Source organism: Spongiimicrobium sp. 3-5 (genome assembly GCF_046557915.1).
Taxonomy (GTDB): domain Bacteria; phylum Bacteroidota; class Bacteroidia; order Flavobacteriales; family Flavobacteriaceae; genus JBHEBG01.
The window spans coordinates 897975-914915 of the sequence record NZ_JBHEBG010000001.1 but is presented as its reverse complement, the minus strand read 5'-3'; the positions used below and the strand labels follow the sequence as shown (position 1 = coordinate 914915).

Annotated in this window: 14 protein-coding genes; 5 read left to right on the top strand and 9 right to left on the bottom strand. The window is 41.3% G+C overall.

The features are described from left to right. Positions 1-7 precede the first annotated feature (7 nt). From ACEQ81_RS04055 to ACEQ81_RS04045, 3 genes are read right to left on the bottom strand one after another with little or no spacing between them, the layout of a single operon-like run. The gene (locus ACEQ81_RS04055) at positions 8-820 is read right to left on the bottom strand and encodes a DUF1080 domain-containing protein (protein WP_411029566.1); all 813 of its coding nucleotides are present in this window, start codon (positions 818-820) and stop codon (positions 8-10) included. A 2-nt stretch (positions 821-822) separates the two neighbouring features. Beyond that, positions 823-1584 (bottom strand): DUF1080 domain-containing protein, encoded by a 762-nt coding sequence (locus tag ACEQ81_RS04050; protein WP_411029565.1) that lies wholly within the window; start codon positions 1582-1584, stop codon positions 823-825. Positions 1585-1599: 15 nt separating this feature from the next. Continuing rightward, entirely contained in the window at positions 1600-2652 is a 1053-nt protein-coding gene (locus ACEQ81_RS04045) for a sugar phosphate isomerase/epimerase family protein (protein ID WP_411029564.1), read from the bottom strand. Between the two features lie 158 nt (positions 2653-2810). Between ACEQ81_RS04045 and ACEQ81_RS04040 the strand changes: the two genes are divergently transcribed. Both ACEQ81_RS04040 and ACEQ81_RS04035 read left to right on the top strand, forming a co-directional pair. Beyond that, positions 2811-4514: a GMC oxidoreductase gene (locus ACEQ81_RS04040; protein WP_411029563.1), complete on the top strand. Its 1704-nt coding sequence runs from the start codon at positions 2811-2813 to the stop codon at positions 4512-4514. A 10-nt stretch (positions 4515-4524) separates the two neighbouring features. Further along, positions 4525-4983 (top strand): ASCH domain-containing protein, encoded by a 459-nt coding sequence (locus tag ACEQ81_RS04035; protein WP_411029562.1) that lies wholly within the window; start codon positions 4525-4527, stop codon positions 4981-4983. 67 nt (positions 4984-5050) lie between these two features. On the opposite strand, the gene ACEQ81_RS04030 is transcribed toward ACEQ81_RS04035, so the two are convergent. From ACEQ81_RS04030 to ACEQ81_RS04010, 5 genes are read right to left on the bottom strand one after another with little or no spacing between them, the layout of a single operon-like run. Continuing rightward, entirely contained in the window at positions 5051-6187 is a 1137-nt protein-coding gene (locus ACEQ81_RS04030) for a Gfo/Idh/MocA family protein (RefSeq protein ID WP_411029561.1), read from the bottom strand. An 18-nt stretch (positions 6188-6205) separates the two neighbouring features. Continuing rightward, positions 6206-7381, bottom strand: coding sequence for an MFS transporter (locus ACEQ81_RS04025; RefSeq protein ID WP_411029560.1), 1176 nt, complete (start codon positions 7379-7381; stop codon positions 6206-6208). Between the two features lie 34 nt (positions 7382-7415). Further along, on the bottom strand, positions 7416-8645 hold the full coding sequence (locus tag ACEQ81_RS04020) for an MFS transporter (protein ID WP_411029559.1): 1230 nt from the start codon (positions 8643-8645) through the stop codon (positions 7416-7418). An 11-nt stretch (positions 8646-8656) separates the two neighbouring features. Beyond that, positions 8657-9100, bottom strand: coding sequence for a DinB family protein (locus tag ACEQ81_RS04015; protein ID WP_411029558.1), 444 nt, complete (start codon positions 9098-9100; stop codon positions 8657-8659). A 15-nt stretch (positions 9101-9115) separates the two neighbouring features. Continuing rightward, positions 9116-10105 (bottom strand): sugar phosphate isomerase/epimerase family protein, encoded by a 990-nt coding sequence (locus ACEQ81_RS04010; RefSeq protein WP_411029557.1) that lies wholly within the window; start codon positions 10103-10105, stop codon positions 9116-9118. A gap of 134 nt (positions 10106-10239) precedes the next feature. Here ACEQ81_RS04010 and ACEQ81_RS04005 point away from each other — a divergent pair, with 134 nt between their 5' ends. Genes ACEQ81_RS04005 through ACEQ81_RS03995 form a run of 3 tightly spaced genes read left to right on the top strand, consistent with a single transcriptional unit; the run spans position 10240 to position 13602 of the window. Continuing rightward, on the top strand, positions 10240-11952 hold the full coding sequence (locus ACEQ81_RS04005) for a GMC oxidoreductase (RefSeq protein WP_411029556.1): 1713 nt from the start codon (positions 10240-10242) through the stop codon (positions 11950-11952). Then, positions 11952-12668 (top strand): gluconate 2-dehydrogenase subunit 3 family protein, encoded by a 717-nt coding sequence (locus tag ACEQ81_RS04000; protein ID WP_411029555.1) that lies wholly within the window; start codon positions 11952-11954, stop codon positions 12666-12668. Before ACEQ81_RS04005 ends, ACEQ81_RS04000 begins: the two co-directional genes overlap by 1 nt. Positions 12669-12678: 10 nt before the next feature. Further along, positions 12679-13602 carry a hydroxypyruvate isomerase family protein gene (locus tag ACEQ81_RS03995; RefSeq protein ID WP_411029554.1) on the top strand — a complete coding sequence of 308 codons (924 nt, stop codon included), beginning with the start codon at positions 12679-12681 and terminating at the stop codon, positions 13600-13602. 805 nt (positions 13603-14407) lie between these two features. On the opposite strand, the gene ACEQ81_RS03990 is transcribed toward ACEQ81_RS03995, so the two are convergent. Further along, positions 14408-16900 (bottom strand): ribonucleoside-diphosphate reductase subunit alpha, encoded by a 2493-nt coding sequence (locus tag ACEQ81_RS03990; protein ID WP_411029553.1) that lies wholly within the window; start codon positions 16898-16900, stop codon positions 14408-14410. Positions 16901-16941: the final 41 nt, after the last annotated feature.

The following is a 16941-nucleotide window of genomic DNA, read 5'->3' as shown; positions in this document are numbered from 1 at the left end:
GTTTAGGTTATAGTTCCCTTACCCATATATTGCGGTAACTTACCCTACTGTTATCTCCATGGTCTTGGAGTCGCAATGGTCCATCACCATGAGCTGGGTTTTTTGGCCACCCAATAAAAGGGGTTGTTCCTTTAATTTCTACATGATCTTGTATTAAAACACCGTTGTGTATTACCGTTACCCTAGCAGATTTGATTTTATCACCTGAAGCGTTAAACTCCGGTGCATGATAGATTATGTCATAAGTATTCCATTCCCCGGAAGGTACCGAAGCTTTTGCCAAGGGAGCGGTTTGTTTATAAATAGAGCCCACCTGTCCATTTACATAGGTGTCGTTGTCGTTATTGTCCAAAACCTGCACCTCATATTTATTCTGTAAAAAAATACCGCTATTACCCCTGTTCTGACCTTCCCTTTGTATTTCTGCCGGTGATCGCCATTCTATATGAAGTTGCATACTACCAAAGTTTCGCTTGGTCTGAATGTCACCCGATTTGTCCTTAACAGTAGTACTGCCATCATCGTTTAAATGCCAGGCCACTGCCGTGCTATCATTGGTACTTACCCACTGATCAAAATTACTGCCATCAAAAAGAACAATTGCATCACTTGGAGGAGTCCCGTTGGCGCCAGGAACAACTGTTGGTGGTACAGGTTCATAGAACTCAGTACCTTCGGGCGTTGTAGGTTCATCGCCCAAATACTCTTGGTGTACTATTATTTTTTCGGTGTCTTCTTTTGTTGTTGTATCCGTCTTTTGTGCGTCTCCCTTGCAGGAAATGACCAAGCACGCCAAAAATGCTATGTAAATTTTACCCATACTTATAGTTCCTTAATTTTAATGTTTCTATATGCCACGACATCTCCGTGATCTTGTAATCCAATTTTTCCCGTAGGATATTTTCCAAAATGTTCCCAATCTGCAAACTTGGACTTGGAAACCATGGTATTCCATGGCTCGCCGTTCACCGGAAAAGAAGCTATTTCTACCTCGTTTAAGACTACGCTTCCTTTGTTCACCTTGTGATTTACGGTTATTATGCAGGTATTCCATTCGCCTGCCGGTTTTGTAACATCTTGGGAGGGCGCTACCATATCGTATAAGGAACCCGCCTGATGCGTTTTTCCATTTACCTTGGCATCCGGATGTTTTGTATTGTCCAACACCTGAATTTCCGGACCGGACTGATAGGCTTCGGGTAAGTTGGGATCTTCCTTTACTCCCCAAAAGATACCGCTATTGCCTGCATCGGAGATTCTCCATTCTATGGAAAGTACAAAGTTGGTATAATCTGCTTTAGTAACAATATTGAAGCTCTCTCCTTCCTCTCTTTGCTCTGGAGGGTAAAAAACCATGGCATTATCCTCCAATTTCCATTCGGCCGGCATCTCATCTTTCAAATAACCCTTCCAAGCATCGAAAGAAGTACCATCGAAAAGCACAATCCATTGATCATCATTTTCATTGAGCTGTTCCGACGCATCTTCCGTAGCCATTTCGGAAGCTCCTTCACTGGTTTTGGTTTTATCTTTACAGGCCGAAGCCAAGCATACGATCAAAAAAGCAATAAATAGTTTCTTCATAGTTTCTGGTTGTTTCTATAATCCTAATATTTTCTTCAATTCTGCCTTATCTACTTCTGCTCCGGCAAAATCATCGAAAGTTTTTTCTGTGGCCTCAATAATGTGGTCCTGAATAAACTTAGCACCTTCCCTAGCCCCTTGTTCGGGACTTTTTATAACGCATTCCCATTCCATAACAGCCCAAACATCGCATCCGTATTGAGTAAGTTTGGAAAAAATGGTCTTAAAATCTATTTGCCCATCACCGAGTGATCTGTATCTGCCCGCACGGTCACTCCAATCATTATATCCCCCAAAAGTACCTTTCTTACCGGTTGGGTTAAATTCAGAATCCTTAACGTGGAAAGATTTGATAAATTGATGGTAATGATCTATATAACTTATATAATCTAATTGTTGTAGCACAAAATGGCTTGGATCGTAAAGGATATTTACTCTTTTATGATTGCCCGTGGCTTCTAAAAAGCGTTCAAAAGTATCCCCATCATGTAAATCTTCCCCTGGGTGTATCTCGTAACAGACATCCACACCCTCTTTATCAAAATGATCTAGAATGGGCTTCCATCGTTTTGCCAATTCCTCAAAACCCATCTCCACCAATCCGGCCGGTCTTTGTGGCCAGGGGTGCGTCGTATGCCAAAGTAGGGCACCAGAAAAAGTTGCATGGGCATTTATTCCTAATCTTCGACTTGCAGTGGCCGCTTTTTTCACCGTTTCCATGGCCCAAGCCGTCCTTGCTTTAGGGTTGTTTTTTACCTGATCTGGCGCAAAATTGTCGAACATAATATCGAAAGCCGGATGCACTGCCACCAGTTGTCCTTGCAAATGGGTAGACAATTCCGTTATTTCCAACCCATAGGAGTTTATCTTCCCTTTAAGCTCATCGCAGTAGGTTTGGCTTTCGGCGGCCTTGTCCAAATCTATTAAAAAGTTCTCCCAAGTAGGGATCTGAATGCCTTTATACCCTAAATCGGATGCCCATTTACACATGCCATCCAAGGAATTAAAAGGTGCCTTACTATCTACAAATTGGGCCAAAAAAACGGCGGGTCCTTTAATCGTCTTCATTTTTGATTAAGCTAGTATGAATATATCTGTGTTTTTATCCGGTTTCCAAAATTTTAAGAATTAAACGCTATATTTAGTGTGTAATTCTTCTATATGTTTTTAGCTGCCAGAAGTTATAAATATATGAATAACCATAGAATTAAAGCATAAATATACTCATGAATCGGGAAGAGAAATATGATGCCATAGTAGTTGGCACAGGAATTAGTGGAGGTTGGGCAGCGAAAGAATTATGCGAACAGGGACTAAAGACCTTGGTTTTGGAACGAGGCCCTATGGTAAAACATATTGAAGATTACAAAACCATGAATGACGATGCTTGGGACTATCCGTTCAAAGGCGAATTATCTAAAGAAGATTTAGCGAAATACCCAGTACAACGAAGATTAAACTGGGCTCCAAAGGAAGATGTAAAGCATTTTTTTGTAAATGACCTGGAACATCCCTATGAAGAGCTAAAACGTTTTGATTGGATACGCGGATATCATGTTGGTGGACGGTCCTTGACCTGGGGGCGACAAAGCTACCGGTGGAGCGATATTGATTTTGAGGCCAATAAAAAAGACGGTCATGGAGTAGATTGGCCGGTACGCTATAAGGACATAGCACCCTGGTACGATAAGGTAGAAGAATATATAGGTGTAAGTGGCGAAAAATTAGGATTGAAACAATTGCCCGACGGAAAATTTCAACCACCCATGGATCTAATGTGTGCCGAGGAGGATCTTAAACGGGGCCTAGCGGAAAAATATACAGATGGCCGTTTGTTGACTATAGGACGTGCTGCCCATATTACAGATACTGCAGGAGATTTTGAAGGGAGAAATCCGTGTCAATACAGAAGCAGGTGCTGGCGTGGTTGCCCCTTTGGTGGCTACTTTAGCAGTAATTCTTCTACACTGCCAGCAGCGGAGCGTACCGGTAATATGACCCTACGCCCCAACGCAATTGTGCACGAAGTGCTCTACGACGATACCACCAAAAAGGCTACAGGAGTGCGGGTCATAGACACCGAAACCCATGAAAAATTGGTTTTTAATGCCAAGGTAATTTTCCTCTGTGCTTCTTCCATGGCTTCTGTTGGTATCTTGTTACAATCCAAATCCGAACGTTTTCCTAATGGCATGGGCAACGATTCCGATGCCTTGGGCAGAGGTATTATGGATCATCATTACAAGTTGGGGGCGTCGGCAAAAGTACCGGGACATCTAAACAAGTATTATAAAGGACGAAGACCTAATGGTTTCTATATACCGCGTTTTGTAAATTTGAACGACACTACTAAAAAAGAAGATTACTTACGTGGATTTGGCTATCAGGGAAGTGCCAGTAGAGGAAATTGGTCCGAAGCCATTGCAGAAATGAGTTATGGGAAAGACTTAAAAGATACCTTGCTGAAACCTGGAGAATGGCAAATTGGGGTTTCTGGATTTGGAGAGTTTTTGCCTTATGATGATAACAGGCTTACCCTTAGTAAAGATAAAAAGGATCAATGGGGGCTACCGCAATTGGCCTTTGATGTAGCGTTTAAGGCCAATGAATATAATATGCGAAAAGATATTATAAAAGAAATTATAGAAATGTTCGCCGCCTCTGGGTTCAAAGATATTGATCCGTACGAGGAGTCCACAGGTCCGGGATTGGGTATCCATGAAATGGGAGGTGCCCGCATGGGAAGAGACCCTAAAACTTCAGTTCTTAATAAACATAATCAAATACATGCCGTACCCAACGTATATATGACGGATGGTGCGTTTATGAGTTCTTCGAGCTGCGTAAACCCCTCTTTAACTTACATGGCTTTTACGGCTAGGGCGGCCAACCATGCAGCGGCCGAATTCAAAGCAGGTAAATTTTCTTAAATTATATCATATGGATAATGCTTCAGCAAGAAATATGTGGGGAGATTATTTGGACACCCATTTAGAGGATGCCTTTTCGGAGGCTCCAAAAGTGGTTCGCTTTTGTGATAATGAAAAAGATGCCAACAGATGCGCACAACTGGTAGTTTCGGGAAAAAAGACAGCTACTTCATTATCGCTTTTGGGATTACAACAGCGCAAGGAGCCACTCCCCAAATTGGGCGATTTTATGGTTGTCACAGATTGGGCAGGTAAGGCAAAGTGCATTGTAAGGACCACCTCTGTTAGATTAAAACCATTCTTTAGTATTGATGCTTCCTTCGCCAAAATAGAGGGCGAGGGGGACAAGAGCCTGGAACATTGGAAAAAAACACATTGGGATTACTATTCCAGAGAGTTGGAACCCTACAATTTGCTGCCACGAGAGAGTATGATAGTGGTTTGCCAAACCTTTGAAAAAGTATTTTAAAAGAAAAGCCGTTGTCCATGTTTTAAGGCAAGGATCTAACGGCTTTTTCTATTCTTAATAGGAATCTTTAGTCTAAATCTACCCAGATATTTCCTTCTTTATTAGATGCTACCGTAGCCTCAATAAAATTAAGTCCCCGTACACCATCTAAAATAGTAGGGAATTCCCCGTTGTTGTAATCCTCTCCACGGATGGCCCTTGCAACTCCTAAATAAATGTTGGCCATGGCGTCAAAAATTCCTTCAGGATGGCCGGGGGGAAGTTTCGTTCCGCCTAGTGAAAGTTCGCTATTATAAGCATGGCCGGGTTTATATATTTTTACCGGCTCGGTATCGCTCAAGAAATAAAGAAAATTGGGTCTTTCCTGCTCCCATCTAAGGGCTCCCTTATCACCGTAAATGGCAATTGCCAAACCATTTTCCTCTCCTGTAGCTACTTGACTACTTCTAATTACCCCTTTAACATAATCATCTAGACGTATAAGCACAGTACCGTCTACATCCATTTTATTGTCCTCATAGAGGTAATTAAAATCGGCTAAAAGCGATTTTATATTTAACCCTGTTGTGTATTCGATCATATTAAAGGCATGCACACCTATATCTCCCATACAAGAGCTAATCCCTGCTTTTTTAGGGTCTAAACGCCAAACGCTAGACCGTTTTTCCTTATCATGGATTATTGAATTGATCCATCCCTGATAATATCTTGCATCTACTTTATGGACCTTTCCTAGAACCCCATCTTTGATCATTTCCCGCATCTGGCGCACCATAGGGTACCCCGTATAGGTATGGGTCACTGCGAAAACCGCTCCCGATTTAAGCTGCGCTTCTTGCAAAATCTTGGCCTCCTCATAAGTAGTGGTCATGGGTTTTTCACAAATAACATGAAACCCATTTTCCAGCAACTTTTTTGCCATGGGAAAGTGCAAAAAATTTGGTGTCAATACAGAACATACCTGGATACGTTTATCGGCCGGGAGTTTCATTTCCTCTTCTACCATAACATCAAAGTCCGTGTAGATCCTATCCGTAGGCACGTCTATTTCCTTTGCAAAGGCCATATTAGCCTCAAAATCAGGATTAAAAACGGCTCCAGTGATTTGGTAATTATCATTAATATGTGATGCTACACGATGTAATACCCCAATCAATGAATCACCGCCACCACCAAGAATGCCTAATCTTATCTTTTTTGCCATAAACTTTATAAATTGTATTTAATTATTCTCTGTTTTAGTTTCTCTTTTTTTCATATAAACGTTTAGCCCCGCAAAGGCCAAAATTAAAATTGCCGGTAGTATGGACATGGTCCTAAGGGCTTCGCCTGCGCTGGCATTATCCATAAGATTCCCCATAATAGGCAATACCACGGACACGGACAACATTCCGGCTCCACCCATAATAGAGAGCCCCAGAGCACCCGTTTGCGGCAAGTATTCTGCTACAAAGCCTAACATGGTAGGCCAGAAAAAAGTTACGCCAACGGCAAATACGGCAGCGGCGGCAAAGGTCATTCCGCCACTGGTGATAGTTAACAACCAAAGTCCTATAAAAGTAAAAATGGCGGAGAACAATAACATCCCTGCCGGTTTTAGTTTGTGCACCACCTGGCCTGCAAAAGCCCTGCCCAATGCCATAATTCCGTTTATGAAAGCTAGCACCAAAAGAGGCACGGCAACAGACTCTTTGAGCAATGATTCTATACGCTGCGTGGTTCCCAATTCCGAGGCGGCCGTAAGAAACATACAAATGACCATAAAAATGAACAAGGGTTTTCCTAGGCTAGTAACCATTTTGCTATTGCTTACTCCCAATTGTATACGCTCGGTAACAGGGAATGTTTGTCCAAAGAACATAAATCCATAAATAATTAAAGGAATGAATAGCACGGCAACCATTATTTGCCAATCTAGTCCCAATACGTCCATAACCAACCAGCCTACAAGCGATCCAATTACGATACCTCCCGGGAACCAAACATGAAACCTGTTCAACATTTTGGTTTTTTCCTTAGGATACATAGAGGCAATCATGGGGTTTAAGGCTGCTTCTACCATACCGTTCCCTATACCTACGAACATTGTGGCCAAAAACAGCGAAGTCATGTCCCTTGCCATAATGGTCCATATTATACCAATGGCATGCATTATAAAAGCTATCCATGTTATTTTCTTTATTCCAAGGGAATCTACCAGTGGCCCGCCTATGATCATTGCCAAGGTAAAGCCCCAAAATGCTGGTGTAAATGCGTACCCTATCTGTTCTAGGGTAAGTCCAACACCTTCCGGCCCAAAAACCGTCTCCAATCTAGCCCTGATGGCAAAGGTCATTGCTGTAACCAATAATGCCATACAAGAGGCGATAAAAAGTCTGTTCTTATTTATTTCATTCATAATTTAAGGTTGCTTGATTTATTTAATTGTATTGTTATGTCTTATAATTGATCTTTTCATCTTTAAAGGCGATGACAAAGAAAATGAATACTAAAAATGCGAACCCTGCCGGGTACATCCATATGGTCTTCCAAAGATGACCTCCGTCTGATAGCGCATAGGTATCTGCTATCATTCCGGCGATGTAAAACCCTATTAGCATACCTATGCCATAGGTAGCCAAGGTTATTAAACCCTGAGCCGCGCTTTTAAATTTATCCCCTGCTTTGCTATCTGTATATATCTGACCCGAGACAAAGAAAAAATCATAACAGATACCGTGAAGGGCAATACCGATAATCAACATAAAAAAGAGGTCTCCCGCATTGCCATAGGCAAACAACAAGTAGCGTATACCCCACGCCAACATACCGGCCAAAATGGTCTTTTTAAAACCATACTTCTTAAAAAAGAAGGGAAGCAATAACATAAACAGCACTTCCGATATTTGACCTGCAGAAGCCCATGCAGTAGAATCCTCTACTTGGGATTCGGTTAGAAAAGGACTTATGTTCTGATAATAAAAAGCCAAGGGAATACAGATTAACACCGAGGAAATAAAAAATATCAGGAAATTTCTATCTGTCAATAACTTCAGGGCATCCAGCCCCAAGATGTCCGATAATGTTATCTTTTGATTCTTTTCAACCCTTGGCGGGGTTTTTGGCAAGGTAAAACTAAATACACCTAAAATTGCCGAAGCAACGGCCGTCATAAGAAAGGTATTGGATAGTAGCCCATTTTCTATATTCTGAAGGGAATCCCATCCAAATGCCAAGCTTATGAGAAATCCTGCAACGATCCACCCAAAGGTTCCAAATACCCTGATAAGGGGAAATTGTTTGGCAGGATCGGTCATCTGATTAAAGGCTACGGAATTTACCAATGCCAAAGTAGGCATATAGGCGATCATATAACCAAATACGTACGGATAAAAAACAGAAAAATCAGTGGTTTGGGACATCATATACATTAAAAAAGCACCTATAAGATGTAAAATGCCCAAAATACGCTCTGCATTGAAAAACTTATCAGCAATAAGGCCTATGACAAATGGAGCAATAATAGCTCCCCAAGATTGTGTTGAGAAGGCTTGTGCTATTTCACCACCGCTGGCATTTAAGTTGTTTCCCAAAAAAGTTCCCAGAGTAACAAACCATCCTCCCCAAATAAAGAATTCCAAAAACATCATTATTGAGAGTTGTACCTGTATTCTTAATTTCATAGTTCTTGTCCTTATCTTTTATAATGGATATAGTCCATGGGAATGGGTTCAATATCGTTGTTCCTAAGATCTGTAGAAATTTGGGCCCTATGATGGGTAGAATGATTGATGATATGGAACAGTATATCTTGTAGGGTATTGGTAAACAATCTTCCCTCGGTAGTTTCATAATCGATCCTTTTGTCAAAATCATCCGCGTTGGTGGTAATCTCAAAAGAACTCCTTTGATTTTCGTAATGTATATCTCCCCAGTCCTTTATATCATGTATCTGCCATACATCATATGCGGATTTTTTTCCAAGAATCCTTGCATTCCAGATGTGATGGGCATTTAGGGTATGACTAAAGAGTTTAACGCTATTTTCGGGCACCTCCTGTAATCCATTGCACAATTCTATTAGTTTCTTGTTGCAATAAAAATTGTAATCGAACAGTTGGTTAAAAAAAACCTTCATACCGGTCTATTTCTTTTAAATCACTTTTTTAGCTGCATTGATCATCAGCTCTTTTGTGGCAATAATACCTGCTTCCTCGCCCAATTGGCTACCTTCGTATTCTACACCAATATGCCCCGTATAGCCTGCATCCTTAACAATCTGTAACATTTGTACATAGTCTATGACGGTTTCATTACCATCCGCATCAAAATCATGGGATTTGGCACTCACCGCTTTGGCATGGGGCATTAATTCCTTCACACCTTTATATATATCGTATTGCTCAACACATTGATCTTCTTCTTTACGAATACAGAAGTTTCCAAAATCTGGAAGGGTTCCGCAATTCTCCATGGCCACTTTTACCATTACGTTGGCCAACATTTCAGCATTGGAGGATAACCCTCCATGGTTCTCCACAATTACATTGATATTTTTATCCTTGGCATAGGTAGCCAACTGCGTTAATCCATCTATAGAACTTGCGGTCCATTCGTCGGGTTCGGTACTTCCAGATAAGTTTACGCGAATGGAATGGCAGCCCATGGCCTGGGCGGCGTCTACCCATTTATAATGATTCTCCACGGCGCTTTTCCTTTGGGCGGCATCGGCAGTGGCCAAATCTCCCTGTCCGTCGATCATAATGATCAGGTTTTCCAAACCGTGCTTACCGCTCTCTGCATTACACTTGGCAACAAAAGCATCCATGGCCTCCTTGGAATAGTCAGCTGCCTCTAACTCCTCCTTGTACAATTGACTAACATATTCCAGTCCGGTAAATCCCCAATTTTTAGCCAGTTCGGCAAACGTATATGGGTCTACACCATCTTCCCTTATCATGTTGTGTATGGACCATTGGGCCAGTGATAATTTAAAAAAAGGTTCTGCGAGCTCCCCGCTCATTTCAGCACTTCCTTCTTCTTCCATTTCTTTCTTTTTGGTTTCTTTACAGGCATACGTTCCTAGAAGCGTAATTGCCAAGCCATAGCTAGAGCTTTTTCGGATAAAATTTCTTCTTTTCATATATAATATTCGTTGATTTCGGAATCATCATTAACTACAACGTTATAGTGCGACTCTCACAGGAAATATAGTGTTTAAATGTAAAAAATTAATTCTATATTTAATAAATTTAGGAAATAAACAATTTTTAATACATGAATAAATTTTATTACAATGAAGAACAGGAATCGTATGACGCTATTGTTGTAGGTACCGGTATCAGTGGTGGCTGGGCCGCCAAGGAATTATGTGAGAACGGACTAAAGACCCTGGTCTTGGAAAGGGGTAGAATGGTAAACCACATTAAGGACTATCCTACGGCCAATCTAGACGATTGGGATTTTCCGAATAATGGGGAACTTCCCAAAGAAGAGCAGGCAAAACAATTGGTACAGGCAAGGACGGGTTATACCACCCGGGCACAACACAATTTCTGGTTTGTAAACGATTTAGAACATCCTTACAACGAGACAAAACGTTTTGATTGGATGCGTGGGTACCACGTTGGGGGCAGGTCATTACAATGGGGGCGTCATAGTTATCGTTGGAGTGATTTGGATTTTGGTGCAAACAAAGAGGACGGCACCGCTGTAGACTGGCCTGTACGTTATAAAGATATTGCGCCTTGGTACGATAAGGTAGAATCTTACATTGGGGTTACCGGAGAAACATTGGGCCTTCCCCAATTACCCGATGGCCAGTTTGAACCTATGATGGAGTTAAACTGTGTAGAACAGCATGTTAGAGAGCAAGTGGCGGAGAACTTTGACGGCAGGGTAATGACCGCCGGTAGGGTTGCCCATATAAATAGTGATAAGGCATTCGATGGCCGAAGCCGATGCCAATACCGTAACCGCTGTATCCGTGGATGTCCTTTTGGCGCCTACTTTAGTAGCAATTCCTCCACATTACCGGCAGCGGAACGTACAGGAAACATGACATTAAGACCAGACTCCATTGTTCATGAAGTGATCTACGACGCCGACAGCAAAAAAGCTACAGGTGTAAAAGTTATTGATAGAGTCACCAAAGAGACTTTCGAATTTAAGGCTAAGGTAATTTTCCTTTGCGCTTCTAGTATAGCGTCCACATCTATTTTAATGCAATCCAAATCCGACCGTTTTCCAAACGGATTGGGGAACGATTCCGATCAGCTGGGCAGAAATATTATGGACCACCATTTAGGGGTGGGAGCTGCCGGAAAATTCGATGGTTTTGAGGATAAATATTATAAAGGACGTAAGCCCAATGGAATTTATGTTCCACGATTTAGAAACTTGGGCAGGGATTCCAAAATGAAGGATTTCATAAGAGGTTATGGTTATCAGGGCGGTGCAAGAAGAGGTAATTGGGAAGATTCTATCGCAGAGATGTCTTATGGTAAAGGATTAAAAGATGCCGTTTTAAAACCAGGAGGTTGGACTTTTGGTATGGGCGGTTTTGGAGAAGTATTGCCCTACGAGGACAATAGGATGACGCTAGACTATGATAAATTGGATGGCTGGGGCCTTCCTACCGTAACCTTCGACGCCGAATTTAAGGAAAATGAATGGAATATGAGAAAGGATATGAAGGAACAGGCGGTAGAAATGCTTACCAAAGCAGGTCTGCGCGATGTGGAACCTTATGATAGGCCCGGTGCCCTGGGCTTGGGAATACACGAAATGGGTACAGCTCGTATGGGTAGAGATCCAAAAACCTCAGTGTTAAATGGACACAATCAGGTACATGCTGTTCCCAATGTATATGTTACGGACGGCGCTTTTATGACCTCTGCAGCCTGTGTAAACCCCTCCCTAACCTATATGGCATTCACTGCAAGGGCAGCCAACCATGCGGCCCAAGAACTTAAAAAAGGAAATATATAATGGATAGAAGAAAAGCACTTAAGAATATGGGATTAACGTTGGGTTATGCCGTAGCTACCCCAACTTTGGTCAGCATTATGCAAAGTTGTAAAAATGAACCTACCCTGGCCTGGACACCAAAATTCTTCAGCATGGAAGAGGGAACGGTGCTCAACCATTTGGTAGACATCATTCTTCCCAAAACAGATACACCTTCGGCCTCGGAGATACAGGTAGACCTTTTTATTGATGGGTTTGTGAATGAAGTAATGTACAACAACGAAGATTACGCGCAGTTCGCCAAGGCAATGGATGTAGATGAAGATGATGCTGGACACTTTAATAGATACAACAAGGATTTTTTGCGTAGCAATATGGGCAAATTCATAGAAAAGGCTTCCCAAGATTCCGGTAAAGAAAATGCCGCGGATCTTACTCCAGAAGATTTGGAGCCCGTACTTGCCAGTACCTTGAAAATTTCTGAGGAACAGGAAAAGGCACACGATGAAGCTCTAGAAGCCTATGTAGCAGCTGTTAATTCTGGAACTGCCGCAACACTTAGTGATGAGGTCGCCAGATATGCCTTTGCAAGTAATTTGCGTGGGTTGAGCATTTGGGGCTACAAAACCTCGGAATATATAGGTGAGGAAGTTTTGGCGTACCTTCCTGTCCCCGGAGAATATATTGCTTGTGAGGATGTAGACAAACTTACAGGTGGAAAAGCATGGTCCATATAACTCACGTATTTTGAAAAGAAGAAATTTTATACAAAAAACAGCCCTTTCCGGTGGAGCAATTGCATTGGGAGGGGCCGTTACCTATGCAAAAGTTCCAAAATCACCCTTTCAGAAACATACGTTTAATTTAAAATACGCGCCCCATCTGGGAATGTTCAAACATCATGCCGGGGAAGATCCTATTGCGCAACTCAATTTTATGGCCGATCAGGGGTTTACTGCGTTTGAAGACAACGGAATGCGTAATCGTGATGTTTCGTTACAAGAGAAAATGGCTAAGACAATGACCGACCGGAGTTTGGAAATGGGTGTTTTTGTGGCCCATCAAATCTACTGGAAAGAGGCAAACCTAGCTTCGGGTGATTTAGAAAAACGTACGGAATTCTTGGATTACATTAAAAAGGCCGTTGCAGTGGCCAAAAGAGTAAACGCCAAATGGATGACTGTAGTTCCCGGTCATGTTGATCTACGAAAGTCCATGGGTTATCAAACATCAAACGTAATAGAGTCCTTAAAACAGGCCTCCGCTATCTTGGAACCACATGGATTGGTCATGGTATTGGAACCTCTTAATTTTAGAGATCATCCTGGGCTTTTTCTTACCGGTTCTCCCCAGGCCTATGAAATATGTAAGGCGGTAGCCTCTCCTTCATGCAAAATTCTTTTTGATATTTATCATCAACAAATTCAGGAAGGTAATCTTATTCCCAATTTGGAAAGTTGCTGGGATGAAATCGCCTATATACAAATTGGGGATAACCCAGGGCGTAAAGAACCTACAACGGGAGAAATTAATTACAATAATGTTTTTAAGTTTATCCATAGCAAAGGTTTCCAAGGCGTATTGGGCATGGAACATGGAAATTCCATTCCGGATAAAGCCGGGGAGCAGGCAGTAATAGATGCCTATAAAAAGGTAGACGACTTTTTATAATTACCCGAATATTATAAGCTAAATTCTTTTTAAACCTTTTGACGGAGGCACGAATTTTATTTTTGTAAGTTTTTTATTACATTTACAGAAGTAATGGATATTTCCCCCGATCTATACCTACTGTTTGTTTATGTGCTATTGCTTTTCTTGGCAAAAATCTGCTATACCCTATATGTAAGTAATGAATTAAATGCCCTGCGTTCTTCAACAAAACGTAGATTAAATAGCCTTTCCAAAATCCGCTTCAAAATAAGCGGCTATATCAAAAATTTGTTTTATCCGCCATTTTAATAAAGTTATAACTAATATTTAACGCTTCTTTCAGACAGATTACCAGACAATTAACGTCTAATATTATGATGGATAACTATGTTTACATACTTGGCGTTTATTGTGCCCTATTTTTGTTGGTAAGAGTAGTGTATCACCAGCATTTTAAAAAGTGAGTTGCGACAAGTTTAAAATTTTAACATATAACTTCCTGATTTTTAACATTTTTGAACATCTTTTTTTCAATGGTGTGCGTATATAATTTTATAGCCCCAAACTAAAAGAACTCTTTTATGGATAATTACGTTATTTTTCTGGTAATCTATGGTACTTTACTACTATTCTCCTACGGTTTTGCTAGAACACATTTCAAGAAATAGGGAAGTATTAATGCACCCACTAATTTCATAAACACTGCCTTTATTACGATAAAGTAATGAAGTTATAGGTGTTGTCCAAAATATATAAGCATATAAAAAACCCGGCAAATTGCCGGGTTTTTTGATAAACACTAAACATTATATTAAGCTAAGTTCTAGGATCCACACATTAAGCAATCATCGTCTGCCTGACCTTCCTTGGCCTTGGCTATCATTTCTTTCATTTCCGCAGGGGTCATTGGCTGAATATCAGATTCTGGTTGCCCACTCGAAGTGGGAGTAGTTTCAACTTTTATACTGGGAGCTGCTTCCACACTGGGAACAGTAGCCGCCATAATCTCGCTCTCCGCTGCAACGCTAACGGGCACTTCCTTTTTCTTTGTATTATCCAAGGTAAATTTAATGGCGTCCACAGCTGCTTTGGTACGTAGGTAGTACATTCCAGTTTTTAAACCGCTTTTCCAGGCGTAAAAATGCATGGACGTTAGTTTACTATAATTGGCATTTTCCATGAAGAGGTTTAGGGACTGACTTTGATCTATGAAATAACCTCGCTGTCTGCTCATATCTATAATATCCTTCATGCTGAGCTCCCAAACTGTCTTATAGAGTTCTTTGATATCTTGGGGAATGATATCAATATGTTGAATGGAGCCGTTGGCACGCATTAATTCTTGCTTCAGGTTTTCGTTCCAAAGTCCCAATTTCACCAAATCCTCCAAAAGGTGTTTGTTAACCACTATAAACTCTCCTGAAAGTACCCTACGGGTATAGATATTGGAGGTATAAGGTTCAAAACATTCGTTGTTCCCAAGAATTTGAGACGTGGAAGCCGTAGGCATGGGTGCCACTAAAAGGGAATTGCGCACACCGTTCTTTTTTACGCTCTTGCGTAGTTTTTCCCAATCCCAACGTCCGGATAGTTCATCGTCTTTTATCCCCCATAGATTATGCTGAAAATCTCCTTTGGACATTGGAGAGCCTTCATATGATGAATAAGGGCCTTCTTCCTTGGCCTGTTCCATAGATGCGGTAACGGCCGCAAAGTAGAGGGTTTCAAAAATCTCCTGATTAAGTTGTTTTGCCTCGTCACTAGTAAACGGCAAGCGTAACATAATAAAGGCATCTGCCAATCCTTGCACACCTAAACCTATAGGTCTATGGCGCATATTGGAATTTTCTGCCTCCTTTACTGGATAGTAATTTCGGTCTATTACCTTGTTTAGGTTTTTGGTGACCCTTTTGGTGACCCGGAACAATTCTTTATGGTCGAACGCTCCATTTTTAACGAACATAGGTAACGCTATGGAGGCCAAATTACAGACGGCTACCTCATCTGGAGAGGTGTATTCCATGATTTCTGTGCACAGATTAGACGACCTAATGGTCCCTAAATTCTTCTGGTTGCTCTTACGGTTGGCCGCATCTTTGTAAAGCATGTAAGGTGTGCCGGTTTCTATTTGGGATTCCAATATTTTTTCCCAAAGTTCACGGGCTTTTACAGTTTTGCGTCCTTTTCCATCCGCTTCGTATTTTAAATATAATTTTTCGAACTCTTCACTATGGTTAGAGAATAGACCGGTACATTCATTAGGACACATCAACGTCCATTCTTCATTGGCCTCTACTCTTTTCATGAACAAATCTGGTATCCACATGGCATAGAAAAGGTCCCTGGCCCGCATTTCTTCTTTTCCATGGTTCTTCTTTAAATCCAAGAACTCATAGATATCGGCATGCCAAGGTTCTACATACACTGCAAAACTACCTTTACGTTTTCCTCCGCCCTGATCAACGTAACGCGCCGTATCGTTAAAAACCCGTAGCATTGGCACAATACCGTTAGAAGTTCCATTGGTGCCCGCAATGTAAGACCCTGTAGCCCTTACGTTGTGAATAGACAACCCTATGCCTCCGGCAGATTGCGAAATTTTGGCTGTTTGTTTTAATGTATCGTAAATACCATCGATACTATCGTCTTTCATTGCAAGAAGAAAGCAAGAAGACATTTGAGGTTTTGGTGTTCCTGAATTGAACAAGGTAGGTGTTGCATGGGTGAAATACTTTTTGGACATAAGTTCATAGGTCTCTATGGCCGCATCCAAATCGTTCAAATGTATCCCTACGGATACTCTCATTAACATATGCTGTGGACGCTCTGCAATCTTCCCGTTCAACTTTAAAAGATAGGAACGCTCCAAGGTTTTAAACCCGAAATAATCATAGCCAAAATCTCGGTTGTAAATAATTGTGGAATCTAACTTTTCCGCATTTTCGGAAATTACTTTATACACCTCGTCTGATAATAATGGGGCCTTTTTACCTGTTCTTGGGTTAACGTATACGTACAAATCCTTCATTGTATCCGAAAAGGACTTTTTGGTATTCTTGTGAAGGTTAGAAACGGAAATACGTGCGGCCAGCTTGGCATAATCTGGATGTGCAGTGGTCATGGTTGCGGCTATTTCCGCGGCCAAATTGTCTAATTCGGAAGTAGTAACTCCGTCATAAAGACCTTCAATAACACGCATTGTTACCTTTAAAGGGTCTACAAGTTCATTGAGGCCATAACATAATTTCCTTACTCTTGCCGTAATTTTGTCGAACATTATCAGTTCTTTCCTTCCGTCTCTTTTTACTACATACATGCTGCTATGATTGGTTTTAGTGGTACGTTGATTAGGCCTGG